We start from the raw sequence: 25,650 nt of genomic DNA, 5'->3' as shown, positions 1-25,650 counted from the left end.
AGCCACGGTGCGGGGCCTGTATCCGCGACCGGGGCAGGTCGCCGGTGGCGCCAGCGGGCGTGCCCTGTCCGCATGAGATCGACAGCTCGCTGATGCGCTGCCCGCACAGGGCGGTCGAGGCGCTGGCCCAGCTGGCCAGCGACCAGGCCCGTTATATTGCCGGCGAGATCTTCCCGCTCGCCGGCGCCAAGCCGGTGTCCGGCTAAGGAGACGAACATGATGCTCACTGGTAAGAACGCGGTGGTAACCGGCGGGGGCCGCGGCATTGGCCGCGGCATCACCGAGAAGCTCCTGGCCGCCGGCGCGCGCGTGCTGGTGGCACAGCGCCAGGCGCTGGACGCCGAACTGGCGGCCAACCCGGATGTATTCTTCGTCGCGGCGGACCTGGCCGATCGCGCCGCACCCCGGCGGATCGCCGAGGCGGCGCAGGAGTACCTGGGCGGCGCCGATGTGCTGGTCAACAATGCCGGCTTCATGGTCGAGCAGCCGATCGACGTGCTGAGCGAGGACGACTGGGATCACATGCTGGCGGTCAACCTGCGCGCCCCGGTGTTTCTCGCCCGTGAACTGTTGTGGCAGATGCGTCAGCGTGGCAACGCCTGCATCATCAATATCGGCTCGATCGAGGGGCTGGGCGCCAATCCCATGCACGCCGCCTACTGTGCCTCCAAGGCCGGGCTGCACGGTCTGACCCGGGCGCTGGCGGTCGATCTGGGCAGCGACGGCATCCGCTGCAACGCCATCGCCCCGGGCTGGATCGACTCCGACCTGAGCGAGGTCTACCTCAATGCCCAGGACGATCCGAACGCCGCGCGCCGGGGCCTGCTGGCCCTGCACCCGGTCGGCCGCACCGGCACGCCGCAGGACGTCGGCGCTACTGTGGTGTTCCTCGCCTCCGACGAGGCGGCGTTCATCACCGGTCAGGTCGTGGTGGTCGACGGCGGGCGCACCACCAAGCTGCCCTTGCCGTTCTGAGCCCTCATCGGCGGCGTCGGCGCGCTGCGCGGCAGCGTCGCCGCCTGCTATCGTGGGCGTCGCCGAAGGCGGTGGCGGCCAAGGGGTTACCATGGGCCGGAATCTACACGGGTGAGAGTTAGCAGATGAGATCGTCGTTCGAGAGCGTCCTCAAGGACAAGAACCGGGTGCACCTCGACCGGGTCCTGCGTGACGAGCCGACCGTGGCCGCGCACCGGGTTGCCTTCGTGCTGCTGGACAACTTCTCGATGATGGCCTTCACCGGCGCCGTGGATGCCCTGGTCACGGCCAACCTGATGAGCGCCGTGCCGCGCTACGAGGTGCTGGTGGTCGGCGGCCGCGAAGACGTGGTGGTCAGCGACCTGGGCATTGCCATCTCGGCCGGTTGCCGCCTGGCCGATCTGGAGGAGCGCCAGCAACACCTGATCGTGGTCTGTGGCGGCTTTCGCGTGCAATTGCAGCCCGACCCGCTGCTCAGGGCCAAGCTGCGCTCGGCCGACGCTGCCGGCGCCATGCTTGGCGGGCTGTGGAACGGCGCCTATTTTCTCGCTGAAGCGGGTCTGCTGGACGGCTACGACTGCGCCTTCCACCCCGACGGCCGGGCGATGATGGCCGAGCTGTTTCCCAAGGTCAGGTTGTCCAGCCACGCCTTCGTGCTGGACCGCGAGCGCATCGGCTGCGCCGGCGCCAACAGTTCGCTGGGCATGATGCTCGAGGTGGTCAAGCGTGACTGTGGCGACAACCTGGTCCATGCGGTGGAGGAGGTGCTCAGCTGCGACAAGATGCAGGAGGTCATGGACGTTTCGGTGGTGGCGGTCGACTGCGACCCGACCCTGCCGCAGCCGCTGAAGCTGGCGCTGGAACTGATGCACAACAACATCGACGAGCCGCTGACGGTGGACGAGATCGCCACCTGCGTGGCCATCTCCCGGCGCCAGCTCGAACGCCTGTTCTGCCGCCACGTGCAAGCGACGCCCTCGCGTTACTACCTGGAGCTGCGCCTGACCCGCGCCCGTCAGTTGCTGCAGCAGACCAACAAGTCGCTCACCGATATCGCCGTGGCCAGCGGCTTCGTCAGCATCTCGCATTTTCGCCGCTGCTTTCGCGAGTTCTTCGATGTGGCGCCGGGGCGTTTCCGTGCCGGCGGGCGCCGGGGGTAACTGCAGCGCTGGCGAGCGCGGCCGGCCCGAGCCGGAAAACGCAGAAGCCCGGCACTGGGCCGGGCTTCTGCGTTGCTGCGAAAGGATTTACTTCACTTCCACCGCCAGGCTGTCGGCGATCTTCTTGTTCCAGATCGCCGGGCCGGTGATGTGCACCGACTCGCCGTTGGTGTCGACCGCCACGGTGACCGGCATGTCCTTGACCTCGAACTCGTAGATCGCTTCCATGCCCAGTTCGGCGAAGGCCAGCACCTTGGACTTCTTGATCGCCTGGGCCACGAGATACGCGGCGCCGCCGACGGCCATCAGGTACACGGCCTTGTTGTCCTTGATCGCCTCGATGGCGATCGGGCCTCGCTCGGACTTGCCGATCATGCCGAGCAGGCCGGTGCTTTCGAGGATCTGCCGGGTGAACTTGTCCATCCGCGTGGCGGTGGTCGGGCCGGCCGGGCCGACCACTTCGTCGCCGACCGGATCGACCGGGCCGACGTAGTAGATGAAGCGGCCTTTCAGGTCTACCGGCAGCTGTTCGCCCTTGTTCAGCATGTCGACCATGCGCTTGTGCGCAGCGTCGCGGCCGGTGAGCATCTTGCCGTTGAGCAGCACGGTCTCGCCCGGCTTCCAGCTCTGCACTTCTTCCGGGGTGAGGGTGTCCAGATTGACCCGGCGCGCGCTCGGGCCGGCTTCCCAGACGATTTCCGGGTAGGCGTCCAGGTCCGGCGCTTCCAGTTCGGCCGGGCCGGAACCGTCCAGCACGAAGTGGGCGTGACGGGTGGCGGCGCAGTTGGGGATCATGCACACCGGCAAGGAGGCGGCGTGGGTCGGGTAGTCCATGATCTTGACGTCGAGCACCGTGGTCAGACCGCCCAGGCCCTGGGCGCCGATGCCCAGCTGGTTGACCTTGTCGAACAGCTCCAGGCGCAGCTCCTCGATGCGGTTCTGCGGGCCGCGGGCCTTCAGCTCGTGGATGTCGATGGACTCCATCAGCACTTCCTTGGCCATCACCGCGGCCTTCTCGGCGGTGCCGCCGATGCCGATGCCGAGCATGCCCGGCGGGCACCAGCCGGCGCCCATTTCCGGCACGGTCTTGAGTACCCAGTCGACGATCGAGTCGGACGGGTTGAGCATGGCCATCTTCGACTTGTTCTCCGAGCCGCCGCCCTTGGCCGCCACATCCACCTCGACCTTGTCGCCGGGGACGATGGAGTAGTGGATCACCGCCGGGGTGTTGTCCTTGGTGTTCTTGCGGGCACCGGCCGGGTCGGCCAGGATCGAGGCGCGCAGGACGTTCTCCGGCAGGTTGTAGGCGCGACGTACGCCCTCGTTGATCATGTCGTCGACGCTCATGGTGGCGCCGTCCCAGCGCACGTCCATGCCGACGCGGATGAACACGGTGACGATGCCGGTGTCCTGGCAGATTGGCCGGTGACCGGTGGCGCACATGCGCGAGTTGATCAGGATCTGCGCCATGGAATCGCGCGCGGCCGGGGACTCTTCCTTCAGGTAGGCCTCATGCATGGCCTGGATGAAGTCCACGGGGTGGTAGTAGGAGATGAACTGCAGGGCGTCGGCGACGCTCTGGATCAGGTCGTCTTGCTTGATCACGGTCATGCTTGGCGCTCCTTTGTAGGGCAGGAACTTCGAGGGACACCGGACCACGACCCGGCGCGCTGATGCAGTAAAAAAGGCGCGGCAGTATAGCGCGCGGGCGCGCAGGCGGACACCCGCCGACAGTCGACCTTGGTCGCTGATCGCCCACCGCCGCCGGCTAGGCATTTCTGCCATCTCGGCGTAGAGTGGCGGCTGATTGCCAGTATGGGATGGAGCCCATCACGATGAGTACGCCACGCGCCACTCAGCGATCCCTGCAAAGCCTGCTGCTGAAGCGATTCGGCATGGCGGCGGCGAGCTACGCCCTGACCGCCCTGTTGTGCTGGATCGCGTTGCTCAATGGACTGCTGCACGCCTCTGTCACCACTACCCTGATGCTTACCGGGGCCGCGGTGCTGACCCAGCTGATTTTTCTCGTGCTGTTTCTCTCCAGAAAGAATCTGCGCTTTCGCGACCCCAGCCTGACCGAGGCGCAGATGCTGGTGGCCCTGGCCTGGCTGACGGCCCTGCTCGCGTTATTCGCCGAGGGACGGGGGGCATTGCTGACGATCTATGTGCTGATTCTGCTGTTCGGCGTGTTCCATCTGCCGCCACCGGTCTTCGTTCGCTGTGCGGCCTTCGCCTTCTTCGGTTTCGCCGGGCTGAACCTGTTCGAGGCCTTCACCGGGCGGCTGCATTCCACCAGCCTGGCCATCCTGCAGGTCTGCGTGCTGGCCGGTGTGCTGATCTGGCTGGGCCTGTTCGCCAGCTACGTGCAGGCCCTGCGCCAGCGCATGCGCCGGCGCCGGTTTGCCCTGCAGGCGCACCAGGACACCCTGCGCGGAATGATGCGCCAGCTTGAGGACCTGGCCTCGACCGATGAGCTGACCGGGTTGTTCAATCGCCGTCACTTTCTGCGTCTGGCCAGCCACCACCTGGCCAACCTGAGCGGCGAGCGCCAGCATGGCTTGGCCCTGATCGACCTGGATCATTTCAAGCGGATTAACGATGTGCATGGCCACGCCGTCGGCGACCGGGTGCTGCAGACCTTCGCCAGCGTGGCGCAGGCCGGTCTGCGCGAGGGTGACCTGATCGCCCGCTATGGCGGCGAGGAGTTCGTGCTGCTGCTGCCCAATACCGATGCCGAGCAGTTCAGCAGGTGTTGCGAGCGCCTGCGTGTGGCCTTCAGTCGGGCTGAGCCCATGGGTGTTAAGGTGGATAATCTGAGTCTGTCCATCGGAATGACCCTGTTGACCATGCACGATAATCTGGATGAGGCGCTGCACAGCGCCGATCAGGCCCTGTATCAGGCCAAGCGCAGCGGGCGCAACCGCTGCGCGGCGACCTGGGAGTGTGTGAGTGCCTGAGTTACGCGTCGGCCCGCAGTGCTTCAATGCTGCCTCCGGCAGCAACCTGCTCGATGCGCTGCTCGCAGGCGGCGTGGCCTTGCCCTACAGCTGCCGCGCCGGCAGCTGTCATGCCTGCCTGGTGCGTTGTCTGCGTGGCGAGCCGCTGGACGACAAGCCCGAGGCCCTCGATCCGTCGCGGCGTGAGCAGGGCTGGCGCCTGGCCTGCCAGTGCCGGCTCGTCGACGACCTGCAGCTCGAGGTATTCGACCCGCGGCGCGACGGTCTGCCCGCTCTTGTCGACAGTTGCAGCTGGCTCAGCGCCGATGTGCTGCGCCTGCGCCTGGTGGCGCAGCGGCCCCTGCGTTATCGCGCCGGACAGCATCTGGTGCTGTGGACCGACAGCGGCGTGGCCCGGCCCTACTCGTTGGCCAGCCTGCCCGGCGAAGACCCCTGGCTGGAGTTTCACCTGGACTGCGGCCGCCCCGGTGCCTTCAGCGATGCCGCGCGGCGGCTCGCACCGGGTGACAGCCTGCGCCTGGGCGAGTTGCGCGGCGGGGCCCTGCACTATGACCCCGACTGGCAGGCGCGCCCGCTCTGGCTGCTGGCCGCCGGCACCGGTCTGGCGCCGCTCTACGGTGTGTTGCGTGAAGCCCTGCGCCAGGATCACCAGGGCAGCATTCGGCTCATTCACCTGGCCCATGATGCCAGCGGCCATTATCTGGCCGAAGCCCTGGCGGCGCTGGCCGCCGTCCACCCGCAGGTGCAGGTCGAGCTCATCACCGCGGCCGAGTTGCCGGCGGCAATGGCCGAACTGCGGCTTGTCTCCCGGCAAACCCTGGCCTTACTCTGCGGCCAGCCCGAGAGTGTCGACACCTTTGCGCGCCGCCTGTACCTGGCCGGTATCCCGCGCAATCAGGTGTTCGCCGATCTTTTTCTGCCGCACGCCCGCTAGCCGCCGTGCGGCACCCGTTGCCGAGGAGTGCCTATGAGCGAGCATGTCGTGGTCGAGCGTGAGCAGGGGTTGTTGACCCTGCGCCTGAACCGCCTGGACAAGAAGAATGCCCTGACCCGGGCCATGTACAGTGCCATGGCCGAGACCCTGGTCCAGGCCGACCAGGACCCGAGCGTGCGCGCGGTACTGATCACCGGCAGTGAGGACTGCTTCACCAGTGGCAACGATGTGGCCGATTTCATTCAGGCGCCGCCATCCGGGCTGGGCAGCGAGGTGTTCCAGTTCATGCTGGCCCTGTTCGAGTTCGGCAAGCCGGTGGTGGCGGCGGTCAGCGGCCCGGCGGTGGGCATCGGCACCACCCTGTTGCTGCATTGCGACCTGGTCTACGTCAGTCGCGAGGCGATCCTGAAGATGCCCTTCGTCAACCTCGGCCTGTGCCCCGAATTCGGCTCCAGCCTGATCCTGCCGCGTCTGCTCGGCCATGCCCGGGCGGCCGAGTTGCTGCTGCTCGGCGAGCGCTTCAGCGGTGCGCAGGCCGCGGCCTGGGGCATCGCCAACCAGGCGCTGGACGACGGCGCCGCGACCCTGGCCAAGGCCCGCGAGATGGCCCTGCGCTTCCAGCAGCTGGCGCCCTCGGCGGTGGCCGACAGCAAGCGCCTGATGCGCGCGCCGGATCGCGAGCAGCTGCGCCGGGTGATCGAGGAGGAGGGCGCACTGTTCGGCCAGCGCCTGCGCTCGCCGGAGGCCATCGAGGCCCTGACCGCCTTCATGCAGCGGCGCCCGGCGGATTTCAGCCGGTTCGCCTGAGGGCTTGAGTCAAACAAGAAGGCCGCTCATCGAGCGGCCTTCTTGCGTTACGGCTTGGGCTTAAACCAGCGGATCGCCGACATGCAGGATCTTCATGCCGTTGGTGCCGCCGATGGTGTGGTAGCTGTCGCCCTTGGTCAGGATCACCCAATCGCCCTGTTCGACCAGGCCGCGCTTGAGCAGCTCGTCCACCGCGGCCTGGCTGACCTGTTCCGGCGGCAGCGCCACCGGGTCGAAGGGCACCGTGTAGACGCCGCGGAACAGGGCGGCGCGGGCCTGGGTACCGCGGTGCGGGGCGAAGGCGTAGATCGGTACCGAAGAGCGAATGCGCGACATGATCAGCGGCGTGTAGCCGCTCTCGGTCAGGGCGATGATCGCCTTGACCCCGGGGAAGTGGTTGGCGGTGTACATGGCGGCCAGGGCGATGCTCTCGTCGCAGCGCTCGAAGCTCTTGCCGATGCGGTGGCTGGACTGCTGGCTGGTCGGGTGTTTCTCGGCGCCGAGACAGATCCGCGCCATGGCCTGCACCGCCTCGAGCGGGTAGGCGCCGGCGGCGCTTTCCGCCGAGAGCATCACCGCATCGGTGTAGTCGAGCACGGCGTTGGCCACGTCGGAGACCTCGGCACGGGTCGGCATCGGGTTGTGGATCATCGACTCCATCATCTGCGTGGCGGTGATCACCGCCTTGTTGTGGCGGCGCGCGTGCAGGATGATCTTCTTCTGGATGCCGCACAGCTCGGCGTCGCCGATTTCCACCCCAAGGTCGCCGCGGGCGACCATCACCGCGTCGCTGGCGCGGATCAGGCCATCGAGGGTCTCGTCGTCGGCCACCGCTTCGGCGCGTTCGATCTTGGCCACCAGCCAGGCGCTGCCGCCGGCCTCGTCGCGCAGCTGGCGGGCGTACTCCATGTCCGAGGCATCGCGCGGGAAGGACACCGCGAGGTAATCCAGGTCCATTTCCGCCGCCAGCTTGATGTCGGCCTTGTCCTTGTCGGTCAGTGCCGGCGCGGTCAGGCCGCCGCCGCGGCGGTTGATGCCCTTGTGGTCGGACAGCGGGCCACCGATGATCACCTCGCAGTGCAGGGCGTCGCTGCTGGCGCTTTCCACCCGCATGACCACCCGGCCGTCGTCGAGCAGCAGTTCGTCGCCGACGCCGCAGTCCTTGACCAGGTCCGGGTAGTCGATGCCGACGATCTGCTGGTTGCCGGCGGTGAGCGGGTGGCTGGTGGAGAAGGTGAAGCGGTCGCCGACCTTCAGCTCGATGCGCTTGTCGGCGAACTTGGCGATGCGGATCTTCGGCCCCTGCAGGTCGCCGAGCAGGGCGACGTGGCGGCCGTGCTTGGCGGCCAGGTCGCGCACCAGTCGGGCGCGCGCCTTGTGTTCCTCGGGCGAGCCATGGGAGAAGTTCAGGCGGGCCACATCCAGGCCGGCGAGAATCAGCTGTTCGAGCACCTCGGGCGAGTTGCTCGACGGGCCAAGGGTGGCGACGATTTTGGTGCGACGTAGGGTCATGCGCGGGCTCCTGAGCTGCAGTTGAGCGCGAGGCTACTACGCCGCGACCCTGTAGTCATTGGCCGGCTACACTACCTTTCGCGTCGGGCTTGAGTACCAACAGGTCGCATTCGACGTGCTCCAACATGCGTTCGGCGGTGTGCCCGATCAGCGCCGTGTCCAGATGGCCGCGGGCGATGGCGCCCATCAGCAGCAGGTCGATGTCGTGCTCGCGAACGAAGCGCGGCAGTACTTCCTCGGCAAAGCCTTCGAGCAGGTGGCGCTCGGCCGGATCGATCGGATACTGGCCGAGCAGTTGCTCGAAGGCCTGGCGATGCTGGCGCGCGCTGCGGGCCACATAGCCTTCGTAGTCGGCGACCAGCTCGGCATCGAATACCAGGCTGCGCGGCAGAGGGGCGTAGCTGTGCACATAGTCGACGTGCAGGCCAAACGCGCGCTTCAGTTCCAGCGCGGCCTGGATCAGCTGGTGGTCCAGCGCGGCCGGCTTGTCGGCACTGTGCAAGGGGTCCAGGGCGGTGCACAGCTTGCCGTCGCGCCATTGGCCATGCTGCACCAGCCAGAGCGGCACCGGGCAGTGGCGAATCAGTTGCCAGTTGCTGTCGCTCAGCAGCAGGCGCCGCAGCAGGCTGCTGTGCGCGGCGGACTTGAACACCAGGCCGGGACCTATCTCGGCCACTTTCTCCAGCACGAGGTCATGCTGTGGCCGGCCCCAGCGCACGTCCAGGTGCAGTTGCAGGCCTTCGGCCCGCAGCGGCGCGACCCGTTCTTCCAGCCAGGTGCTGCGTTGCTCCAGCAGCGCGGCGCGGGTCCTGGCCTGCATGCCGCTGTCGAACAGGTGGCTGGCATCCAGCGCCGCATCGTATTCGACCAGCAGCAGGTGCAGCTGCGCCTGGTTCTGTCGAGCCAGCCAGGCAGCGCGCTCCAGGGCCGGTTGGCGGGACTCTTGTGCATCGATCACAACCAGCAGGTGGTGTAGATTCATGGGCCTGAACCTCTCTATAGCGGGTCGGGCTATTGCAGCGCATCGACTCGGCGAAGGGGTTGATCTGCATCAGCTTAGTCGGCGACCCGGCCCCGCGCCGAGCACTGCACCTGGCGCGCTGAAGAATCTGGCGTGACGGTCGATACAGTCGGCAACTGAGGAGATGGCTATGCGTACCCTGTTGATTCTGAGCCTGGCGCTGAGTGCCGCCGGCTGCACCCGCTGGTCGCTCGACCGGCACCTGGACAACGCCTACCTCGCCTACCAGCAGGGCGACTGCGACGAGGTCATGCTGGAGCTGTCGCAAGCCGAGCGCAGAAGCCGCTCGCGCAGTTATTTGCAGCCGGAGATTTCCCTGCTGCGGGGCCAGTGCCTGGAGCGCCAGAACCTGTTCGTCGACGCGGGGCAGACCTATCAGTTCATCCTCACTCACTATCCGGCCAGCGAATATGCCTTCCGCGCCCGGGCTCGCCTGGAGACGCTGCGCGAGCTCGGTCACCTGAACGCAGCGGAGGCGCAAGGCGCCGCACCTTGATCCCCGCTCGCCGGCGCTTGGCGGTTGGCCGAGTCGGGGTTAGGCTGAGAGTCGGGTTCAAGGAGGATGCTCATGCGCTTGTGGTTCTGCTGTTTGTTGCTGTTGCCGGGGTTGGCGGCGGCGGAGGTGTATCGCTGGGTCGATGCCGATGGCCAGGTGCATTTCGGCCAGCGCCCCAATGCCCAGGGGGCCGAGCGGGTCGAAGTCAAACCTCAGGTGGTCGAGCGCGATGCCGCGACTCGCGAGCGTCAGGCGCGTAGCGAACGTTTCTATGAGGCGCGGCGCCAGGAGCAGGCGCAGGCCAGGAGCCGATCCGTCGAGCGTCAGACCGCGCACCGTCAGGAGTGCAGCCAGTTGCGTCAGCAGCTCGCGCAGATGCCGGAAGGATTTCGCTACTATCGATCCGACGCCGACGGCCAGCGCAGCTACTACAGTGATGAGGAGATGGATGCCGCCCGCCGCCAGTTGCGTGAACGGGTGGCGCAGCGCTGTTCCTGAAACCGGCTCGATGGCCCCAGCGCGGCCATACTCGGGGATCTTTCAGAGCGATATGTCGTCATGCCTACTCAGCGTCGTATCGAACGCCACCAGCTGCCCTACTATCTGAAGGTGTTCAACCGAATCACCGACAAGCCGATGGGCTATATCGGCAATGTGTCCGTGAATGGCTTGATGCTGATCAGTCAGTTGCCGATGCTGGTCGGTGCGCGTTTCGAGATGTGCCTGAAGATTCCCGGGCAGTGTTGCCTGCACGTCATCGAGTTTTCCGGTACCTGCCAATGGTCTCGCGAGGACGTCACCCCGGGGAGCTTCGATTCGGGTTTTGCCTTGGTTGCGCCGCCGGCCGACTACGTGGAGATGGTCGATGCCCTGCGCCTGTACTTCAGTTTCCATCCATTGGCCGCTTCTGCCTGAAGCGGCAGGCGCCGGGCCGGAAAGAAAAAACCGCCCCGAGGGGCGGTTTTTTCTTGGCGACTGCAGGTGGCTCAGGCCATGGCCGGCTCGCTCAGTTGCAGCAGGGCGTCCGAGCGCTCCTGCACTTCGCGGTAGCGTTCCGGGTCGCGGGCCAGCACCTTGCCCATGGCCGGGAAGATCTCGTCCAGCTTGCCGCGCCACTGGGCCGACTTGGCCTGCTCGGGGAAGCAGCGTTGGATCAGATCGAGCATGATCGACACGGTCACCGAGGCGCCAGGCGACGCGCCGAGCAGGGCGGCGATGGAGCCATCCGCGGCCGCCACCAGTTCGGTGCCGAACTGCAGGATGCCGCCGTGCTTGGGGTCTTTCTTGATGATCTGCACGCGCTGGCCGGCCATCTCCAGACGCCAGTCCTCGGCTTTCGCCAGCGGATAGAAGCCGCGCAGGGTCTCCAGACGCTGTTCTTCGGACTGCAGCACTTCCTTGATCAGGTAGCGGGTCAGGTCGAAGTTGTCGCGTGCTACCGCGAGCATCGGCACGATGTTGTTCGGGCGGATCGACAATGGCAGGTCGAGCAGGGAGCCATGGCGCAGGAACTTGGTGGAGAAGCCGGCGTAGGGACCGAACAGCAGGGAGGTCTTGCCGTCGACCACGCGGGTGTCGAGGTGAGGCACCGACATCGGTGGCGAGCCAACCGCCGCCTGGCTGTAAACCTTGGCCTGGTGCTGCCTGACCACTTCCGGGTTGTCGCAGCGCAGCCACTGGCCGCTGACCGGGAAACCGCCGAAGCCCTTGCCCTCCGGGATGCCGGACATCTGCAGCAGGGGCAGGGCGCCGCCGCCGGCACCGAGGAAGACGAACTTGGCCTGGATCTCGCGCTCATCGCCGGTGTCCAGGTTCTTGATGCTGACGCGCCAGCCCTGGTCGTTGCGCTTGAGTCCGGTGACCTTCTGGCTGCATTTCACTCGGGCGGCCGGCTGACGGGTCAGGTGCTCGAGCAGGTGTTTGGTCAGGGCGCCGAAGTTGACGTCGGTGCCGTTCAAGACGCGGGTTGCCGCCACCGGCTCGTTGGGGTCACGACCCGGCATCATCAAGGGCATCCATTCGGCCATGGTCGCGCGGTCTTCGGTGTACTCCATTTCGGCGAAGGCATGGTGCTGGGTCAATGCCTTGAAGCGCTTCTTGAGGTAGGCGATGCCCTCATGGCCGCGCACGAAACTGAGGTGCGGCACCGCGCTGATGAAGGTCTCGGGCGAGCCGAAGGTGCCTTTCTCGACCAGGTAGGCCCAGAACTGCTTGGATTCTTCGAACTGGGTGTTGATGGTCACCGACTTGTTGATGTCGATCGAGCCATCCGCGCCTTCGGGCGTGTAGTTAAGCTCGCACAGCCCGGCGTGGCCGGTCCCGGCGTTGTTCCACGGGTTGGAGCTTTCAATCGCGCCGGAGGTCATCAACTCGACGATTTCCAGCTTTAGGCTAGGGTCGAGTTCCTTGAGCAGTACGCCCAGGGTCGCGCTCATGATGCCGGCACCGACCAGCACCGCATCCACTGTTTCGTATTCGTTTTGCGCCATTACCACATCTCCAAAAAATCAGCAGCCAAGTGATGGCCTGAGGCCAAGCAGGGGGCGGTGCCTGTCAGTTGCCGCGCGAATGCCGCGAGGCCCTGGGGGATGGAGTAAAGATGCGTTTGTCAGCCGCAAGATCGTTCATTATCGCCACACTCTTGTGAAGTTGTTGAAACCGTTTTTTCACGCTCTTTTGGAGCGGTGAACCTCAAAAAGCTCGTGGGCCGGAGTCGCTTTTGCGCCGGCGCAGCGCTTCCATTGCATAACTGCAAGGCGTTCTGCGAGATGGGCGAGAAGCGACTGCCTTGGTGGCAGCACGAAGTGGGCGACTCTCTGGGGCTTGGCCGATGGCTTGAGCATCAGCAGGACGGCGAGGCCCGATCAGGAGGCGACCTTATAATCGGGGCGCGATTATAAGGCGAAAGCGAGGGGAATTGATCGCCGGGTGCGACTTTTCTTTATCCGTCGGTCAGGCTGCCAACGCTTTGCTGGTGCGCGTCGTTTTGCCGACTTGGCTGATTCGGGCGCTGGCCGGAAGCGGTTGCTGCAGCCAGCACAGGCGCTGTTCATTGACCTCGATCCAGCCCGCGCCTACTGGCGCCTGGGCTGACTGGCGAAAGGCGCGGCAGCGACCGCCCGCATCCACCAGGGCAAACAGGCGCGAGGGACGACGCGGTGCAAGCAAGAAACGAAGCAGATACATGGTGCGATACTCGATGCTGAGGCCGACTAAAGTCTTATGCCAGATCGCTGTGACAGGCCGGTGACAGTCGCCTGCGGCGAGCCTGTACCGTCGCATAAAGGATGCTGTCAGCGCCCCGAGGCGCTGGTTATACTGCGGGTCACTTTCGGCCCCCTCATGGAGATGTTGAGCATGCTCAATCGCCTGTTGATTGCTCTGACCGCCGCCGCCGCCCTGGTGCTGACCGGTTGTGCCCACAGCCCGCAACAGCTTAGCCCGCAACCCAAACTCAATAGCCCGCTGGTCGCCGTGGGGCAGGGGCAGCCGGTGGTGGTACGCGTGGCGGACGGTCGACCGTCGCCGGTACTCGGTACCCGCGGTGGTCTGTACCCGGAAACCAGTGCGATCAGTGTCAGCAGCCAGGACATCCTGCCCAAGCTGCAGGCCCAGGCCGAGGCGGCGGTGCGCCTGCTCGGCTTTACCCCGACGCCAAATGCCTACAATGCCCCGCAGTTGACCCTGACCCTGGCCGAATTGAAGTATCAGTCGCCGAAAGAAGGGCTGTACGTGACCGAGGCGGACATGACCGCCACCTTCCGCGTCGACGTGCAGAGTGGCTCGCGCCGCTACAATGGGCGTTACGGCGCGTCGCTGAATCAGCGTTTCGGTATGGCGCCCAATCAGGAAACCAATACCAAGCTGGTCAGTGATGTGTTGAGCGACGCCTTGACCCGCGCCTTCAAGGACCCGACGATCGGGCAACTGCTGGCCCAGTAAGCGGCCCACAAAAAAAGCCCGCAGGGTCAGGCCTTGCGGGCTTTTTTGTGGCGGCAATCAGGCTGCTTGCGCATAGAGTTCAGGCAGGCTGAAGCCGCTGTTGGGGTCGATGTCCGGCAGGTCGTAATGCTCGTGGCCGCCGAGGGCGCAATAGACCAGCCAGTGCTGGTCCTGAACGTTGAAGGAGAGTTCGTCGATCACCGCTTCCACGTCGTCCAGCGAGTCGATCAGGTAATCGCGGTCTTGAGGTTGAGCATGCAGCATGGCAATTTCTCCGCAGACAGTTTGGGGCGCCCCGTCGATTGCTTACGGTGCGTATGGGTATGGGATTCAAACTTTAGGCCAGGTTTGTGACGATTCTCAGACAGTTTCGAGATATTTTCGGCGTTCGTCGGGAATGAAACTTATAAGGCTGCCAATTCAGTAAACTGCCCCCCTTTATCTCGGGTGTTTCGGCTGGGCGCGTGGCAACTCCTGCGGTTGCCGAGAGTGACGCCAGCTGCCGCCCAGGCATGCTGAAGGCATGTGGGTCGAAGCGGCGACAGGCGATGTCGTGGTCGCCACTGCCAAATTTTTCCCCCTTGTGGTGCGTGAATGCTCGCCCATGCACCAAGATGTTGTGGAGGTTGTCGATGACGCTGCAAGCGCTCTGGTCGCTGTTTCTCGCCCATCCGGCGCAATGGGTAAACGGATTGGCACTGTTTTTTGCCGGTGCCGGCGCCTGGCTGTTGCTGGCTACCCGTGTGCGCGAGCACCGGGCCATCGCCCAATTGGCTGCCGCCAGCCGGATGGGGGAGCAGGGCTGCGCGGAAGATGAGCCAACGCTGCGCCTCAACCGCTTTTTCTATCGTTTCGGTTACCTGTGCCTGGCCGTCGCGCTGGCGGTGTCCTGGATCAGCACCCGACTCTGAGGCCCCTGGTCGATGAAAAAAGGCAGCCCGCGGGCTGCCTTTTTTCGCTCGTGCGGCGGCTTACAGCGCCAGCCCCGCCTTGATGCGGTACTGGTTGCGCACCGGGTTGGCGTATTGCAGCACCAGGTAAGGCTGTTGTTCGGCAGGGCAGGCGGCCAGGCGCTTTTGCCATTCGGCTTGGGCGACGGCCAGTTCTTCGGCCGGAAACAGTTCGGCGGCACTGGGCACCTGCAGTTGCGGGTCGCGCTCGGCCCACATCGCGTAGGCCAGGTAGTGCACCGGGAACAGGCGATAACCGGCGAGAATGTGCCGGTCCATCTCTGCAGCCAGCTGCTTGCTGTCTTCCAGGCCAGCACTGACTGGCGCGCTGAAGTGCACATGCACGCGCCCCTTGTAGCCGGTGATGCCCAGGGCAATGCTCTGGTCGTCTTCGCCGGGCGCCTTCTGGTAGGCGCCGGTGGTGGCGCGGGTGAACAGCTCGCGGGCCTTGGCCTGGTCGCACGGGTCGTATTCGTAGCTGATCGACACGGGCGTCAGGTTCAGTGAGCGAATCACCTCGGCGAACGGCTCGTCCTTGCGACTCATGTGGAACATCTTGAGGATCGCCGAATCGGTGCGGTCGTCGCCGTCCTTGGCCCGGCCCTCGGCCTGGGCGATCCAGATGGACTCGCCATCGTTGCGAATCGAGTGGTTGATATAGGCCGAAAGCAGCTGGTAGGCCGCCAGCTTCTCGCGCCGACCGCTGAGCGAGCGGTGGACGATGAAACTCTTGTTCAGGCGCATCAGGTCGCTGACGAAGGGCTTCTGCAGCAGGTTGTCGCCAATGGCGATGCGTGGCGTCGGCAGGCCGGCGTGGTAGACCGCATAGTTGACGAATGCCGGGTCCATGACGATGTCGCGGTGGTTGGCCAGGAACAGGTAGGCGCTGCCTGCCTGGAGCTGTTCGACCCCGGAGTAGGTCACGCCATCGGTAGCGCGCTCGATGCTGCGATCGACATAGACCTCTATCTTGTCCTGCAGGGCGGCTACCGAAGCGACGCCGCGGAACTCAAGGCGCAGCCGATAGGCTATAAGTGGTTTAAGCAACCAGCCCAGTGATCCGGCCAGGCGAGGAAAGCGGTACTGGGTGAGGATGTCGAGAAAGGCGTCGTCGTTCAGCAGGCGCGCCAGAACGGCGGGGACTTCGCTGTCGGCGTAAGGTCGGATGGCATCGAATTCGCCCATCATGCTCTCTTGGTCAGGTTGGCTGCTGTTAGCGGTGAGTCTCCATTCGAGCGGAGACTGGCAATAGACCGGCGATTATACCTGCAAGTCACACGGAGGCCGCGATGCTGGAAGTCCAGGCGTATCAATGCCCCTATTGCGCGGAGCGGGTCGAGGCGGTACTCGATCTGTCGGCGGGCGACCAGCAATACATCGAGGATTGCCCGGTGTGCTGCCGGCCGATCGTCTTCGATTTGCGCACCGATGGCCGTGACTGGACGCTGGATGTACGGGGAGAGGACGACTGATGCAGCGTATCTACGAGCCCGAGGACTTGCTGGAGGCCGAGCTGCTGCTGGGGATGCTGGCTAGTGAAGGTATTGCGGCCCACCTGACCGGCCAGCACCTGATGGGCGCCATAGGCGAGCTGCCGGCCAGCGGTTTGCTCGGCTTGCTGGTCGAGGATCATCAGGCCGAGCGGGCGCAGGGGCTGATCGCCGCGTACAATGCCGCGCAGCCGCTACCCGGCGATGAGCCGGAGAGTATTCCCGGCGTGCTGCTGTGCTAGCTCGCTGCCCCTGGGCAGTGCTTCGTTTGTCCGTAGTCGAGTGTTTTCATGTGTGGACGCTACGCCCTGTTTCGCTGGTCGCCCGCGTTTGCGGCCCTGCCTGGTTTTCCTGCGGATCAGCTGCCGCATTGGAGCATTTCGCCCAACGCCCAGGTTCTGTTGCTGCGCAATGTCGCCGGTGAGCGGCAGCTGGCGCGAGTGCGCTGGGGGTTGACGCCCCCCTGGCTGACCGACCTGACCAAGACGCCGGCCCAGGCGCGTGCCGAAACCTTGGCCGATCAGCCCATGTTCCGCGAGGCGTTCCGCCTGCGCCGCGGCCTGTTGCCGGCCAATGGCTTCTATGAATGGCGCGGTAGCACGCGCAAGCGTCCCTATTGGCTCACGGGCGAAGCCTCGACGCTGTATTTCGCCGCGCTGTGGGAAGCCTATCCGGTGCAGGGGCACGTCTACCTGAGTGCCGCGGTGGTGACCCAGGCCGCCGCCAACCAGCGTCGCCCGCTGATTCTCGATGCCGCCGGGCAGGAGGCCTGGCTGGATCCGCTTACGCCGGTGGAGCAGTTGCAGGCGCTGCTGGCCTGTCCCCAGGAACCTCTGCGCGAACGGGTGCTGGCCACCCTGATCAACGACCCCAAGCTCGACGCTCCCGAGTGCCTGACACCGGCTTGAACCTTGATTGATTAGCCCGGTCTGTTTGGTGATGCCGCTAAGCACCCGCCGGAATCGTTGCCGTCGGCTTCTTTCGCGCCCTGACGCGTAGCGTCATCATCGCCGGCACCGGCCTTTCGCGGCATCTAGCTGGCGAGGCTCGCGGCGCAGGCGATGTGCACTGGCCGCCCTGGCGCTGCGCAGTTGCCCGCGGCAGCTGGCGCGGCCTAGCATAGGCGGTTAATTCACATGGAGATTGAGCATGAAGCAGACGTTGTCCATCACCGCGCTGGCCGCGGCCTTGCTGCTGGCAGGATGCCAGGCCGTGAACACCACCAGCGGTGGTGCGGTGGGGGTCGAGCGCAAGCAATATATGTTCAGCATGCTTTCGACCCAGGAAGTCAACCAGATGTATGCCCAGTCCTATCAGCAGACCCTGGGCGAGGCACGGAGCAAGGGCGTACTGGACAAGAGCAGCGCCAACGCCAAGCGCCTGCGGCGGATCGCCGACCGCCTGATCGAGCAGGCCCCGCTGTTCCGGCCGGATGCCGCGCAGTGGCAGTGGGAGGTCAATCTGATCAAGAGCGAGGAACTCAATGCCAACTGCGGCCCGGGCGGCAAGATCATTTTCTACAGCGGCTTGATCGACAAGCTCAAGCTCAGCGACGACGAAATCGCCGCTGTGATGGGTCATGAGATTGCCCATGCCCTGCGCGAGCACAGCCGCGAAGCCATGTCCAAGGCCTACGGGGTGGCTCTGGCCAAGCAGGGCGCCGGCGCCTTGCTCGGTCTGGGCGAGAACACCATGGCCATGGCCGATACCGTCGTGCAGTACAGCCTGACTCTGCCCAACAGCCGCGCTAACGAGAACGAGGCCGACCTGCTGGGTCTGGAGCTGGCGGCTCGCGCAGGCTACAACCCGAATGCCGCGATCAGCCTGTGGCAGAAGATGGCCCAGGCGAGCAACGGCGCGCCACCGGAGTTCATGAGCACCCACCCCGCATCGAGCAGCCGAATTGCCGCCCTGCAGGCGGCCATTCCGAAGGTCATGCCGCTCTATGAGCGGGCGCTGGGCGCGCGCTGACGGCACTCCTGCTGCGTCCGTGGCCAGCCCCTGTCTGCGGGTCTGGCCAAGGACGCAGGCGTGCTACGGCAGGGCCTTGTCGGAGTAAGGCCGGGTCTGCAGGCCCAGTTGGGCGCGGAAGCTCTCCATGTCGAAGATGGTGCAGATCTCCTGGATTTCGTTACCCGGGGTCAGGGTCCAGAAGGCCATGGCCGAAATGCTCAGCACCTTGTCGCTCGGCGGGTAGCCGAGCGCCGGTTTCTCGATGGTGCCGATCAGGGTGCTCCAGGTCACCACCTTGTTGCCTTCGGCGATGCAGTCTTCGACCACCACCTCCAGGTCCGGCATGGCCTCGCGGATTTCCTGCACCAGGCGGACGAAGTCCGCGCTGCCCTTGGCCTGGCCGACGAACGAGCTCTTGTAGAGGAAGTCCCTGCTGTGCAGCTGCTCCGCCAGCGCCAGCCGGCCTTTGTTCCAGCTCAGGTCGATATGCTGACGAACCAGTTTTTTCCGATCATCCAATGACATGATGCACTCCGTGATTGCTGCAAACGATGAGCAAAAGCTTGCGCACTTTATCAGCAGTCACCTGCATCGGACTATCGCCTGCAGCCTCATTCGAGGCACCTCAGATGCCGGTCATGACAGGCCGCCGAGGCGCAGGGCCTGGTAGCCGGCATAGACTGCCAGGGCCGCGAAGGCGCTGGCGGCCAGGCGGCGGATCAGGGGCAGCGGCAGGCGCTCGGCGGCGAAGTTGCCGGCCAGCACCACGGGCACGTTGGCGATCAGCATGCCCAGGGTGGTGCCGATGACCACCAGGATCAGGTAGGGATACTGGGCGGCGAGCATCACGGTGGCGATCTGGGTCTTGTCACCCATCTCGGCGATGAAGAAGGCGATCAGGGTGGTGAGGAAGGGGCCGTAGCGCTTGAAGCTCGAGTTTTCGTCATCGTCCAGGGTGTCGGGAATCAGGGTCCAGGCGGCTACCGCGACGAAACTGGCGGCAAGCGTCCAGCTCAGGGTGACCGGGGAGAACAGGCCGGCGACCCAGTTGCCGATGGCGCCGGCGGCGAAGTGGTTGGCCAGGGTGGCGGCGACGATGCCGGCGACGATCGGCCAGGGCCGGCGGAAGCGTGCGGCCAGGAGCAGGGCGAGCAGCTGCGTCTTGTCGCCAATCTCGGCCAGGGCCACGATCAGGGTGGGAACGGAGAGGGATTCAAACATCGGGATTCCTGAGGGGCGGGTCGACATGGCTATGACACGTACAGCCTTCCCGCCCCGGGTTAGGTGTGCGTGTCATAGGTCTTGTCAAACCGCAGGCCCTGCTCGGAGGGCCCTGGGTCGCACGCGCCATGGTCTGTGGACCAAGTATGTTGACGGGTGCCGGGCGAGCGCTGGCTCGCGGGAGACTACTCCCCTAGGACGGGCGCATTTTGCCCAAGCGGCGAGGGTTGGGCAAGCCCGATTTCAGGGCCTGCTGGCCTGGTAGATGCGAAAACCCCCGTCCTCGGCCAGGGTCAGGCAGGCGCCCAGGTGCTGTTCGATCAGCGGCGGGTACTTGAGGAAGCTGTTGGCCACCAGGCGCAGTTGACCGCCGCGCTGCAGGTGCCGGGCTGCCTGACGCAGCAGGTGCTCGGTGGCCTGGTAGTGGGTATGCACGCCCTGATGAAAGGGCGGGTTGCTGAGGATGGCGCTGAGCCCGGTCGGCGCCGCGTCTATTCCGTCGCCGCCGAGTACCTCGGCCTGCAGGCCGTTGGCGGCCAGGGTCAGGCGGCTGCTGGCGAGGGCGAAGGCGTCGACGTCGAGCAGGCTGACCTGGCTGTCCGGATAGCGCCGCTTGAGCACCGCGCCCAGTACACCGGCACCGCAGCCGAAGTCCAGCAGGTGGCCGGCCGGTAGCCGGTCCAGGTGTTGCAGGAGCAAGGCGCTGCCGGCATCCAGGCGGCCATGGCTGAATACACCGGGCAGGCTGACGACGGTCAGCGGGCCGTCGGCCAGTTCAAGTTGATAGCGCTGGGCCAGGGCTTCGAGATCGGGTGTCGCCGGCACCTGTTCCACGGTGACCGCCCAGAGCTGGCAATGCCGGGCGCTGTCGAGCTTGCGCGGCTTGCCGAACGCCGCCAGCTGCTTGGCGGCACGTTCGATGCCGGCGCGCTTTTCACCGACCAGAAACAACGGTCGGCCAGCCAGTCGGGCGGCCAGGGCGGTCAGCAGGTAGTCGGTCAGTTCGCGGGATTTCGGCAGAAACAGCACGGCAGACGTGAAGTCGCCCGCAGGCGGACTCACGCCAAACTGGCAGCGCCCGGTAAAGCGCGCGTCCAGCGTCGCCTGCTCGCCGGCATGCCAGCTCCAGCCGCGAGCGTCGGGCAGCTGGCCGAGCAGGTCGTCGGCCGGCAGTCCGGCCAGCAGCAGGGGGCCGCCGAACAGTTCGGCCTGACGCAGCAGCACTTCGCTTCGCGGGTCCATGGGCGCTCCTCGAAAAAAATGGCGCGCAGCTTAGCCGACAATCCGCCGTGGCGCACCGGCGAAGAACGCCTGGGCATTTTCGGCAAGTTGGCCGACGATGCGCTGACGTGCCTCGCGGCTGCCCCAGGCGCTGTGCGGGGTGACGATCAGGCGCGGAATGTCGGCAGCCAGCAGCGGGTTGCCGTCGCGCGGCGGTTCCTGGGTCAGGACGTCGGTGGCGGCGCCGCCCAGGTGGCCACGGCGCAGGCAGGCGGCCAGCGCTTGCTCGTCGACCAGGCCGCCGCGGGCGGTGTTGATCAGGAAGGCGCCGGGCTTCATCAGGTTCAGTTCGTATTCGCCAATCAGGTTGGCGGTGGCGGCATTCAGCGGGCAGTGCAGGCTCAGGGCATCGACCTGCGGCAACAGCTCGTCCAGCGGCAGGCGGTCCTCGCGAGAGGGGCGCCCCGGCAATTGCCCAAGCAGCACACGCATGCCGAAGGCCTCGGCCAGCCTGGCTACCGCGCCGCCCAGCTCGCCGTGGCCGAGCAGGCCGAGGGTCTTGCCCTCCAGTTCGACGATGGGGAAATCCAGCAGGCAGAACTGCTGCGCCTGTTGCCAGTGCCCGGCGCGCACCGCCGCCTGGTAGTCGGGCAGGCGGGTGGCCAGGGCCAGCAGCAACATCAGGGTGTGCTGGGCTACCGAGGGGGTGCCATAGCCCTGGCAGTTGCTCACGGTGATGCCGCGTTCGCGCGCGGCGGCCAGGTCGACGTTGTTGGTGCCGGTGGCGGCGACCAGCACCAGCTTCAGCTCCGGGCAGGCGGCAAAGGTGGCGGCGTCCAGCGGCACCTTGTTGCTGATCGCCACCTGGGCGCCGCGCAGGCGCTCGACGACCTGCTCGGGAACGCTGCGATCATGCAACTGCAGTTCGCTGAACGCCTGGGTCAGCGGCGACAGGTCGAGGTCGCCGAGGTCGAGGGAGCTGTGGTCGAGAAATACGGCACGGGTTCTGTTGCTCATTAGCTGTACCTTTGAGTGCGGGCCCGATGGAGGTAAGGTTGTCAGCCTATCAGACCCGATTGGCTGGCGCGGAGGCACCATGTACTGGACAGAGTTTTTGACGGTGGCGCTGATTCATCTGCTGGCGGTGGCCAGCCCCGGCCCGGACTTCGCCATCGTGGTGCGCGAAAGCGTGGGCTTCGGCCGGCGCGCCGGCATCTTCACGGCGCTGGGTGTGGGCACCGGGATCTTCGTGCATGTGGCCTATTCGCTGCTGGGCATCGGCCTGATCGTCTCGCAGTCGATCGTGCTGTTCAACGCGTTGAAGTGGTTGGCGGCCGCCTACCTGCTGTATATCGGCGTCAAGGCCCTGCGTGCCAGGCCGGCCGACCCGGCTCGCGCGGAGTTGAGCCTGGCGCAAGGCGTGCGTTCGCCGCGGGCGGCCTTCGCTACCGGCTTTGTCACCAACGGCTTGAACCCGAAGGCGACGCTGTTCTTCCTGTCCTTGTTCACCGTGGTGATCGACCCTCATACCCCGCTTCTGGTGCAGGGCGGCTACGGCGTTTACCTGGCACTGGCCACGGCCCTGTGGTTCTGCCTGGTGGCGATGCTGTTCAGCCAGGAGCGCGTGCGCGCCGGATTTGCCCGGCTCGGCCACTGGTTCGATCGCCTGATGGGCGCTGTGCTGGTGGGTATCGGGGTCAAGCTGGCGTTCAGTGAAATGCGTTGAGCGCCGCTTGATTGAAAATGCCCCGCAGCTGCGGGGCATTTTTCTTGGTGCTGGAGGCTTACGGCAGTTCGACGGCCACCGCCGTGGCTTCCCCGCCACCAATGCACAGTGACGCCACGCCGCGCTTGCCGCCGGTATTTTGCAGGGCGTTGATCAGGGTGAGGATGATCCGCGAGCCGGTCGAGCCGACCGGGTGGCCCTGGGCGCAGGCACCGCCATAGATGTTGACCTTGGCGTGGTCCAAACCGTGCTCGCGCATGGCCAGCATGGTGACCATGGCGAAGGCCTCGTTGATCTCGAACAGGTCGACTTCGTCTGTGCTCCAGCCGGTCTTCTTCAGCAGGCTGGTCATGGCGCCGATCGGGGCCAGGGTGAACTCGCTCGGGTCCTGGCTCTGGGTCGCGTGAGCGACGATCCGTGCCATCGGCTTGAGGCCGCGTTTGGCCGCCTCCTCGGCGGTCATCAGCACCAGCGCCGAGGCGCCATCGGAGATCGAGCTGGCGTTGGCGGCGGTGATGGTGCCGTCCTTGCGAAACGCCGGCTTGAGGCTGGGGATCTTCTCCAGGTTGGCGTTCAGCGGTTGCTCGTCGTCCTTGATCACCACCTCGCCCTTGCGGCTGGTGACGGTGACCGGGACGATCTCGGCGCTCAGCGAGCCGGCGGCGATCGCCGCCTGGGCACGCTTGAGCGACTCGATGGCGTAGGCGTCCATTTCCTCACGGCCGATGCCGTATTGGTCGGCCGTCTCCTGGGCGAAGGAGCCCATCAGGCGGCCCGTGCGGGCGTCTTCCAGGCCATCGAGGAACATGTGGTCCTTGATCTCGCCATGGCCCATGCGCAGGCCGGCTCTGGCCTTCTCCAGGATGTAGGGGGCGTTGGACATGCTTTCCATGCCACCGGCGATCATCACCTTGTTGCTGCCGGCCTTTAGGGCATCATGCGCCAGCATCACCGCCTTCATGCCCGAGCCGCACAGCTTGTTGATCGTGGTGCAGCCGGTGGCGGCCGGCAGGCCCGCTTGCAGTGCGGCCTGGCGCGCCGGGCCCTGCTTGAGGCCGGCCGGCAGTACGCAGCCCATCAGTACTTCCTCCACGTCGGCGGGCTGGATGCCGGCACGCTGGACCGCTTCGCGAATGGCCGTAGCACCCAGTTCTACCGCGGAAATGCTCGATAGGCTGCCCTGGAAGCCACCCATTGGAGTCCGTGCGCCGCTGACGATGACGATATCTGACATTGCTGTTACCTCGGTGAAACAGTGACGGGATAGGCTGGTCGACGACCAGTAACCAGCTCCGATTCTACCGTGTGACCAGATATCGAAAAATAGTCATGACCTAAATCATTCTTTTGACTGATTTGCCTGGCCATTCAGCGCCCTAGAGTCGCTGTCATCGGAAAACCAATAATTCAGCATACAGGTGACACCCCATGTTGCAGACCCGCATCATCCCGCCCGCCGCCAATGCCCATCCCTATCCATTGCTGATCAAGAGCCTGCTGTTGTCGGGCGGCCGCTACGAGAAAACCCGCGAAATCGTCTACCGCGACCGGATGCGCTACAACTACGCGACCTTCAACGAGCGCGTCGCGCGGCTGGCCAACGTCTTGACCAGTGCTGGGGTCAAGGCCGGCGATACCGTGGCGGTGATGGACTGGGACAGCCACCGTTACCTGGAGTGCATGTTCGCCATCCCCATGCTGGGTGCAGTGTTGCACACCATCAATATTCGCCTGTCGCCCGAGCAAATTCTCTACACGATGAACCATGCCGAGGACCGCTTCGTCCTGGTCAACAGTGAGTTCGTGCCGCTCTACAACGGCATCGCCAGCCAGCTGAGCACGGTCGAGAAAACCCTGCTGCTGACCGATGGCGAAGACAAGAGCGCCGAGCTGCCAAACCTGGTCGGCGAGTACGAGCAGCTGCTGGAGGTCGCCAGCCCAGGCTATGCGTTCGCCGATTTCGACGAGAACTCGGTGGCCACCACCTTCTACACCACCGGCACCACCGGCAACCCCAAGGGGGTCTATTTCAGCCACCGCCAGCTGGTGCTGCACACCCTGTCGATGGCCAGCATGATGGGCAGTCTGGACTGCATCCGCCTGCTGGGCACCGATGACGTCTACATGCCGATCACCCCGATGTTCCACGTGCACGCCTGGGGCGTGCCCTACGTGGCCACCATGCTCGGGATCAAGCAGGTCTATCCGGGGCGTTACGAGCCCGAGATGCTGTGCAAGCTGATCGACCAGGAGAAGGTCACCTTCTCCCACTGCGTACCCACCATCCTGCAGATGCTGATGAACGCACCCAATGCCCAGGGCCACGACTTCGGCGGGCTGAAGATGATCATCGGCGGCAGCGCCCTGAACCGTGCCCTGTACGATGCGGCCCAGGCCCGCGGCATCCAGCTGACCGCCGCCTACGGCATGTCGGAAACCTGTCCGCTGATTTCCTCCGGCTACCTCAACGAGCAGGTGCGCGCGGGTAGCGAGGATGAGCGCATCACCTACCGGATCAAGGCCGGCGTGGCGGTGCCGCTGGTCGATGCGGCCATCATGGACGCCGATGGCAAGCTACTGCCGAGCGATGGCGAGACCCAGGGCGAACTGGTGCTGCGCGCCCCCTGGTTGACCCAGGGTTACTTCCGCGAGCCGGAGAAGGGTGAGGAGCTCTGGGCCCATGGCTGGTTGCATACCGGCGATGTGGCCACCATCGATGGCATGGGTTTCATCGAGATCCGTGACCGGATCAAGGACGTGATCAAGACCGGCGGCGAGTGGATCTCCTCGCTGGCGCTGGAAGACCTGATCAGCCGCCACCCGGCCGTTCGCGAGGTGGCGGTGGTCGGTGTGCCTGACCCGCAGTGGGGCGAGCGTCCGTTTGCCCTGCTGGTATTGCGTGACGGCCAGGCCTTGGATGCCAAGGGCCTCAAGGAGCACCTCAAGCCCTTTGTCGAGCAGGGCCATATCAACAAGTGGGCGATTCCCACTCAGATTGCCCTTGTTACCGAAATTCCCAAGACCAGTGTCGGCAAGCTGGACAAGAAACGCATTCGCGTGGATATCGCCCAGTGGCAGGAGGCGGGCAGTGAATTCCTCTCCACCCTCTAGGGCCCAGCAGCTATAGCTCGAAAAGTGACCAATAAGTCAAACAAGCGTTTGGCTTGTTAATTGCTCCATTCCACTCACTCCTGGCTCGCAGCAGCGGCGGTTATGCCGTCGAAACCGGCGGGCCAGAGTGCCGGGGGACTGCAAATCACACTTTCGAGGGATCAAGTCGTACCA

The 25,650-nt window shown here is 65.4% G+C and carries 28 protein-coding genes and 1 riboswitch; of the genes, 17 read left to right on the top strand and 11 right to left on the bottom strand.

Going from position 1 to position 25,650, the window contains the following annotated elements; all coding sequences use genetic code 11:
• Window positions 1-59 precede the first annotated feature (59 nt).
• The 3 genes from AB5S05_RS16250 (at window position 60) to AB5S05_RS16240 (ending at window position 2,135) form a co-directional block, all read left to right on the top strand.
• Entirely contained in the window at window positions 60-206 is a 147-nt protein-coding gene (locus tag AB5S05_RS16250; protein ID WP_369288560.1) for a hypothetical protein, read from the top strand.
• Window positions 207-216: 10 nt separating this feature from the next.
• Entirely contained in the window at window positions 217-975 is a 759-nt protein-coding gene (locus AB5S05_RS16245) for an SDR family NAD(P)-dependent oxidoreductase (protein WP_369288559.1), read from the top strand.
• A 125-nt stretch (window positions 976-1,100) separates the two neighbouring features.
• On the top strand, window positions 1,101-2,135 hold the full coding sequence (locus tag AB5S05_RS16240; RefSeq protein WP_369288558.1) for a GlxA family transcriptional regulator: 1,035 nt from the start codon (window positions 1,101-1,103) through the stop codon (window positions 2,133-2,135).
• A gap of 87 nt (window positions 2,136-2,222) precedes the next feature.
• Here the strand turns inward: AB5S05_RS16240 and AB5S05_RS16235 are convergent, their stop codons facing one another.
• Window positions 2,223-3,746: a fumarate hydratase gene (locus AB5S05_RS16235; protein WP_369288557.1), complete on the bottom strand. Its 1,524-nt coding sequence runs from the start codon at window positions 3,744-3,746 to the stop codon at window positions 2,223-2,225.
• A 218-nt stretch (window positions 3,747-3,964) separates the two neighbouring features.
• On the opposite strand from AB5S05_RS16235, the gene AB5S05_RS16230 reads away from it, so the two are divergent.
• Genes AB5S05_RS16230 through AB5S05_RS16220 form a run of 3 tightly spaced genes read left to right on the top strand, consistent with a single transcriptional unit; the run spans window position 3,965 to window position 6,833 of the window.
• Window positions 3,965-5,092: a GGDEF domain-containing protein gene (locus AB5S05_RS16230; protein ID WP_438943588.1), complete on the top strand. Its 1,128-nt coding sequence runs from the start codon at window positions 3,965-3,967 to the stop codon at window positions 5,090-5,092.
• Window positions 5,085-6,026 (top strand): iron-sulfur-binding ferredoxin reductase, encoded by a 942-nt coding sequence (locus tag AB5S05_RS16225; RefSeq protein WP_369288555.1) that lies wholly within the window; start codon window positions 5,085-5,087, stop codon window positions 6,024-6,026. The genes AB5S05_RS16230 and AB5S05_RS16225 overlap by 8 nt, the downstream gene beginning before the upstream one ends.
• A 33-nt stretch (window positions 6,027-6,059) precedes the next feature.
• The gene (locus tag AB5S05_RS16220; RefSeq protein WP_369288554.1) at window positions 6,060-6,833 is read left to right on the top strand and encodes an enoyl-CoA hydratase; all 774 of its coding nucleotides are present in this window, start codon (window positions 6,060-6,062) and stop codon (window positions 6,831-6,833) included.
• A gap of 60 nt (window positions 6,834-6,893) precedes the next feature.
• Here the strand turns inward: AB5S05_RS16220 and pyk are convergent, their stop codons facing one another.
• Together pyk and AB5S05_RS16210 are read right to left on the bottom strand one after the other, a co-directional pair.
• Complete coding sequence (pyk, locus tag AB5S05_RS16215) at window positions 6,894-8,345, bottom strand: pyruvate kinase (RefSeq protein WP_369288553.1); 1,452 nt, start codon at window positions 8,343-8,345, stop codon at window positions 6,894-6,896.
• Between the two features lie 55 nt (window positions 8,346-8,400).
• Window positions 8,401-9,327 carry a universal stress protein gene (locus AB5S05_RS16210; protein ID WP_369288552.1) on the bottom strand — a complete coding sequence of 309 codons (927 nt, stop codon included), beginning with the start codon at window positions 9,325-9,327 and terminating at the stop codon, window positions 8,401-8,403.
• A gap of 169 nt (window positions 9,328-9,496) precedes the next feature.
• On the opposite strand from AB5S05_RS16210, the gene AB5S05_RS16205 reads away from it, so the two are divergent.
• The 3 genes from AB5S05_RS16205 (at window position 9,497) to AB5S05_RS16195 (ending at window position 10,777) form a co-directional block, all read left to right on the top strand.
• Window positions 9,497-9,862, top strand: a complete 366-nt coding sequence (locus tag AB5S05_RS16205) for a tetratricopeptide repeat protein (RefSeq protein ID WP_369288551.1) — start codon at window positions 9,497-9,499, stop codon at window positions 9,860-9,862.
• 72 nt (window positions 9,863-9,934) lie between these two features.
• Complete coding sequence (locus AB5S05_RS16200; protein WP_369288550.1) at window positions 9,935-10,360, top strand: DUF4124 domain-containing protein; 426 nt, start codon at window positions 9,935-9,937, stop codon at window positions 10,358-10,360.
• Window positions 10,361-10,420: 60 nt separating this feature from the next.
• The gene (locus AB5S05_RS16195) at window positions 10,421-10,777 is read left to right on the top strand and encodes a PilZ domain-containing protein (protein ID WP_369288549.1); all 357 of its coding nucleotides are present in this window, start codon (window positions 10,421-10,423) and stop codon (window positions 10,775-10,777) included.
• 71 nt (window positions 10,778-10,848) lie between these two features.
• Here the strand turns inward: AB5S05_RS16195 and mqo are convergent, their stop codons facing one another.
• The gene (gene mqo, locus AB5S05_RS16190; RefSeq protein WP_369288548.1) at window positions 10,849-12,351 is read right to left on the bottom strand and encodes a malate dehydrogenase (quinone); all 1,503 of its coding nucleotides are present in this window, start codon (window positions 12,349-12,351) and stop codon (window positions 10,849-10,851) included.
• An 868-nt stretch (window positions 12,352-13,219) separates the two neighbouring features.
• Between mqo and AB5S05_RS16180 the strand changes: the two genes are divergently transcribed.
• Window positions 13,220-13,804, top strand: a complete 585-nt coding sequence (locus AB5S05_RS16180; RefSeq protein ID WP_369288546.1) for a YajG family lipoprotein — start codon at window positions 13,220-13,222, stop codon at window positions 13,802-13,804.
• A 57-nt stretch (window positions 13,805-13,861) separates the two neighbouring features.
• Here the strand turns inward: AB5S05_RS16180 and AB5S05_RS16175 are convergent, their stop codons facing one another.
• Window positions 13,862-14,068: a hypothetical protein gene (locus AB5S05_RS16175; protein ID WP_369288545.1), complete on the bottom strand. Its 207-nt coding sequence runs from the start codon at window positions 14,066-14,068 to the stop codon at window positions 13,862-13,864.
• A 368-nt stretch (window positions 14,069-14,436) separates the two neighbouring features.
• Here AB5S05_RS16175 and AB5S05_RS16170 point away from each other — a divergent pair, with 368 nt between their 5' ends.
• On the top strand, window positions 14,437-14,715 hold the full coding sequence (locus AB5S05_RS16170) for a hypothetical protein (protein ID WP_369288544.1): 279 nt from the start codon (window positions 14,437-14,439) through the stop codon (window positions 14,713-14,715).
• A gap of 60 nt (window positions 14,716-14,775) precedes the next feature.
• Here the strand turns inward: AB5S05_RS16170 and AB5S05_RS16165 are convergent, their stop codons facing one another.
• On the bottom strand, window positions 14,776-15,942 hold the full coding sequence (locus AB5S05_RS16165) for a 1-acyl-sn-glycerol-3-phosphate acyltransferase (RefSeq protein ID WP_369288543.1): 1,167 nt from the start codon (window positions 15,940-15,942) through the stop codon (window positions 14,776-14,778).
• Between the two features lie 101 nt (window positions 15,943-16,043).
• Here AB5S05_RS16165 and AB5S05_RS16160 point away from each other — a divergent pair, with 101 nt between their 5' ends.
• The 4 genes from AB5S05_RS16160 (at window position 16,044) to AB5S05_RS16145 (ending at window position 18,215) form a co-directional block, all read left to right on the top strand.
• Window positions 16,044-16,226 (top strand): CPXCG motif-containing cysteine-rich protein, encoded by a 183-nt coding sequence (locus AB5S05_RS16160; RefSeq protein WP_369288542.1) that lies wholly within the window; start codon window positions 16,044-16,046, stop codon window positions 16,224-16,226.
• Window positions 16,226-16,486: a putative signal transducing protein gene (locus AB5S05_RS16155; protein WP_369288541.1), complete on the top strand. Its 261-nt coding sequence runs from the start codon at window positions 16,226-16,228 to the stop codon at window positions 16,484-16,486. Before AB5S05_RS16160 ends, AB5S05_RS16155 begins: the two co-directional genes overlap by 1 nt.
• A 48-nt stretch (window positions 16,487-16,534) precedes the next feature.
• Window positions 16,535-17,152: an SOS response-associated peptidase gene (locus tag AB5S05_RS16150; RefSeq protein WP_369288540.1), complete on the top strand. Its 618-nt coding sequence runs from the start codon at window positions 16,535-16,537 to the stop codon at window positions 17,150-17,152.
• A gap of 241 nt (window positions 17,153-17,393) precedes the next feature.
• Window positions 17,394-18,215, top strand: coding sequence for a M48 family metallopeptidase (locus AB5S05_RS16145; protein ID WP_369288539.1), 822 nt, complete (start codon window positions 17,394-17,396; stop codon window positions 18,213-18,215).
• Between the two features lie 63 nt (window positions 18,216-18,278).
• Here the strand turns inward: AB5S05_RS16145 and AB5S05_RS16140 are convergent, their stop codons facing one another.
• From AB5S05_RS16140 to AB5S05_RS16125, 4 genes are all read right to left on the bottom strand, one after another.
• The gene (locus AB5S05_RS16140; RefSeq protein WP_369288538.1) at window positions 18,279-18,722 is read right to left on the bottom strand and encodes a ketosteroid isomerase-related protein; all 444 of its coding nucleotides are present in this window, start codon (window positions 18,720-18,722) and stop codon (window positions 18,279-18,281) included.
• Between the two features lie 111 nt (window positions 18,723-18,833).
• A complete protein-coding gene (locus AB5S05_RS16135; RefSeq protein ID WP_369288537.1) occupies window positions 18,834-19,418 on the bottom strand; it encodes a TMEM165/GDT1 family protein in 585 nt (194 codons plus the stop codon).
• A gap of 69 nt (window positions 19,419-19,487) precedes the next feature.
• A riboswitch (yybP-ykoY riboswitch) is annotated at window positions 19,488-19,624 on the bottom strand.
• A 37-nt stretch (window positions 19,625-19,661) separates the two neighbouring features.
• A complete protein-coding gene (locus tag AB5S05_RS16130) occupies window positions 19,662-20,660 on the bottom strand; it encodes a methyltransferase (protein ID WP_369288536.1) in 999 nt (332 codons plus the stop codon).
• A gap of 30 nt (window positions 20,661-20,690) precedes the next feature.
• Window positions 20,691-21,656, bottom strand: a complete 966-nt coding sequence (locus AB5S05_RS16125) for a 2-hydroxyacid dehydrogenase (RefSeq protein ID WP_369288535.1) — start codon at window positions 21,654-21,656, stop codon at window positions 20,691-20,693.
• Window positions 21,657-21,735: 79 nt separating this feature from the next.
• On the opposite strand from AB5S05_RS16125, the gene AB5S05_RS16120 reads away from it, so the two are divergent.
• Window positions 21,736-22,365, top strand: coding sequence for a LysE family translocator (locus AB5S05_RS16120; protein ID WP_369288534.1), 630 nt, complete (start codon window positions 21,736-21,738; stop codon window positions 22,363-22,365).
• A 58-nt stretch (window positions 22,366-22,423) separates the two neighbouring features.
• Here the strand turns inward: AB5S05_RS16120 and AB5S05_RS16115 are convergent, their stop codons facing one another.
• Window positions 22,424-23,599 (bottom strand): thiolase family protein, encoded by a 1,176-nt coding sequence (locus AB5S05_RS16115; protein WP_369288533.1) that lies wholly within the window; start codon window positions 23,597-23,599, stop codon window positions 22,424-22,426.
• A gap of 194 nt (window positions 23,600-23,793) precedes the next feature.
• On the opposite strand from AB5S05_RS16115, the gene AB5S05_RS16110 reads away from it, so the two are divergent.
• A complete protein-coding gene (locus AB5S05_RS16110) occupies window positions 23,794-25,476 on the top strand; it encodes a fatty acid--CoA ligase (RefSeq protein WP_369288532.1) in 1,683 nt (560 codons plus the stop codon).
• Window positions 25,477-25,650 lie beyond the last annotated feature (174 nt).

This window comes from Pseudomonas zhanjiangensis, from assembly GCF_041027545.1.
Classification (GTDB): domain Bacteria; phylum Pseudomonadota; class Gammaproteobacteria; order Pseudomonadales; family Pseudomonadaceae; genus Aquipseudomonas; species Aquipseudomonas zhanjiangensis.
Note: the sequence above shows the minus strand (reverse complement) of the source record. Positions and strands in the feature narration are given on the sequence as shown.

What these genes read in the sequence shown, in the direction of transcription:
- AB5S05_RS16160 (WP_369288542.1), top strand. Translation starts at nt 16,044, where the DNA reads ATGCTGGAAGTCCAGGCGTATCAATGCCCCTATTGCGCGGAGCGGGTC.
- AB5S05_RS16150 (WP_369288540.1), top strand. Translation starts at nt 16,535, where the DNA reads ATGTGTGGACGCTACGCCCTGTTTCGCTGGTCGCCCGCGTTTGCGGCC.
- AB5S05_RS16175 (WP_369288545.1), bottom strand. Translation starts at nt 14,068, where the DNA reads ATGCTGCATGCTCAACCTCAAGACCGCGATTACCTGATCGACTCGCTG.
- AB5S05_RS16180 (WP_369288546.1), top strand. Translation starts at nt 13,220, where the DNA reads ATGCTCAATCGCCTGTTGATTGCTCTGACCGCCGCCGCCGCCCTGGTG.
- AB5S05_RS16155 (WP_369288541.1), top strand. Translation starts at nt 16,226, where the DNA reads ATGCAGCGTATCTACGAGCCCGAGGACTTGCTGGAGGCCGAGCTGCTG.
- AB5S05_RS16170 (WP_369288544.1), top strand. Translation starts at nt 14,437, where the DNA reads ATGACGCTGCAAGCGCTCTGGTCGCTGTTTCTCGCCCATCCGGCGCAA.
- AB5S05_RS16130 (WP_369288536.1), bottom strand. Translation starts at nt 20,660, where the DNA reads ATGGACCCGCGAAGCGAAGTGCTGCTGCGTCAGGCCGAACTGTTCGGC.
- AB5S05_RS16240 (WP_369288558.1), top strand. Translation starts at nt 1,101, where the DNA reads ATGAGATCGTCGTTCGAGAGCGTCCTCAAGGACAAGAACCGGGTGCAC.
- AB5S05_RS16200 (WP_369288550.1), top strand. Translation starts at nt 9,935, where the DNA reads ATGCGCTTGTGGTTCTGCTGTTTGTTGCTGTTGCCGGGGTTGGCGGCG.
- AB5S05_RS16115 (WP_369288533.1), bottom strand. Translation starts at nt 23,599, where the DNA reads ATGTCAGATATCGTCATCGTCAGCGGCGCACGGACTCCAATGGGTGGC.
- AB5S05_RS16245 (WP_369288559.1), top strand. Translation starts at nt 217, where the DNA reads ATGATGCTCACTGGTAAGAACGCGGTGGTAACCGGCGGGGGCCGCGGC.
- AB5S05_RS16165 (WP_369288543.1), bottom strand. Translation starts at nt 15,942, where the DNA reads ATGATGGGCGAATTCGATGCCATCCGACCTTACGCCGACAGCGAAGTC.
- AB5S05_RS16120 (WP_369288534.1), top strand. Translation starts at nt 21,736, where the DNA reads ATGTACTGGACAGAGTTTTTGACGGTGGCGCTGATTCATCTGCTGGCG.
- AB5S05_RS16220 (WP_369288554.1), top strand. Translation starts at nt 6,060, where the DNA reads ATGAGCGAGCATGTCGTGGTCGAGCGTGAGCAGGGGTTGTTGACCCTG.
- AB5S05_RS16205 (WP_369288551.1), top strand. Translation starts at nt 9,497, where the DNA reads ATGCGTACCCTGTTGATTCTGAGCCTGGCGCTGAGTGCCGCCGGCTGC.
- AB5S05_RS16145 (WP_369288539.1), top strand. Translation starts at nt 17,394, where the DNA reads ATGAAGCAGACGTTGTCCATCACCGCGCTGGCCGCGGCCTTGCTGCTG.
- AB5S05_RS16125 (WP_369288535.1), bottom strand. Translation starts at nt 21,656, where the DNA reads ATGAGCAACAGAACCCGTGCCGTATTTCTCGACCACAGCTCCCTCGAC.
- pyk (WP_369288553.1), bottom strand. Translation starts at nt 8,345, where the DNA reads ATGACCCTACGTCGCACCAAAATCGTCGCCACCCTTGGCCCGTCGAGC.
- mqo (WP_369288548.1), bottom strand. Translation starts at nt 12,351, where the DNA reads ATGGCGCAAAACGAATACGAAACAGTGGATGCGGTGCTGGTCGGTGCC.
- AB5S05_RS16195 (WP_369288549.1), top strand. Translation starts at nt 10,421, where the DNA reads ATGCCTACTCAGCGTCGTATCGAACGCCACCAGCTGCCCTACTATCTG.
- AB5S05_RS16235 (WP_369288557.1), bottom strand. Translation starts at nt 3,746, where the DNA reads ATGACCGTGATCAAGCAAGACGACCTGATCCAGAGCGTCGCCGACGCC.
- AB5S05_RS16110 (WP_369288532.1), top strand. Translation starts at nt 23,794, where the DNA reads ATGTTGCAGACCCGCATCATCCCGCCCGCCGCCAATGCCCATCCCTAT.
- AB5S05_RS16135 (WP_369288537.1), bottom strand. Translation starts at nt 19,418, where the DNA reads ATGTTTGAATCCCTCTCCGTTCCCACCCTGATCGTGGCCCTGGCCGAG.
- AB5S05_RS16140 (WP_369288538.1), bottom strand. Translation starts at nt 18,722, where the DNA reads ATGTCATTGGATGATCGGAAAAAACTGGTTCGTCAGCATATCGACCTG.
- AB5S05_RS16210 (WP_369288552.1), bottom strand. Translation starts at nt 9,327, where the DNA reads ATGAATCTACACCACCTGCTGGTTGTGATCGATGCACAAGAGTCCCGC.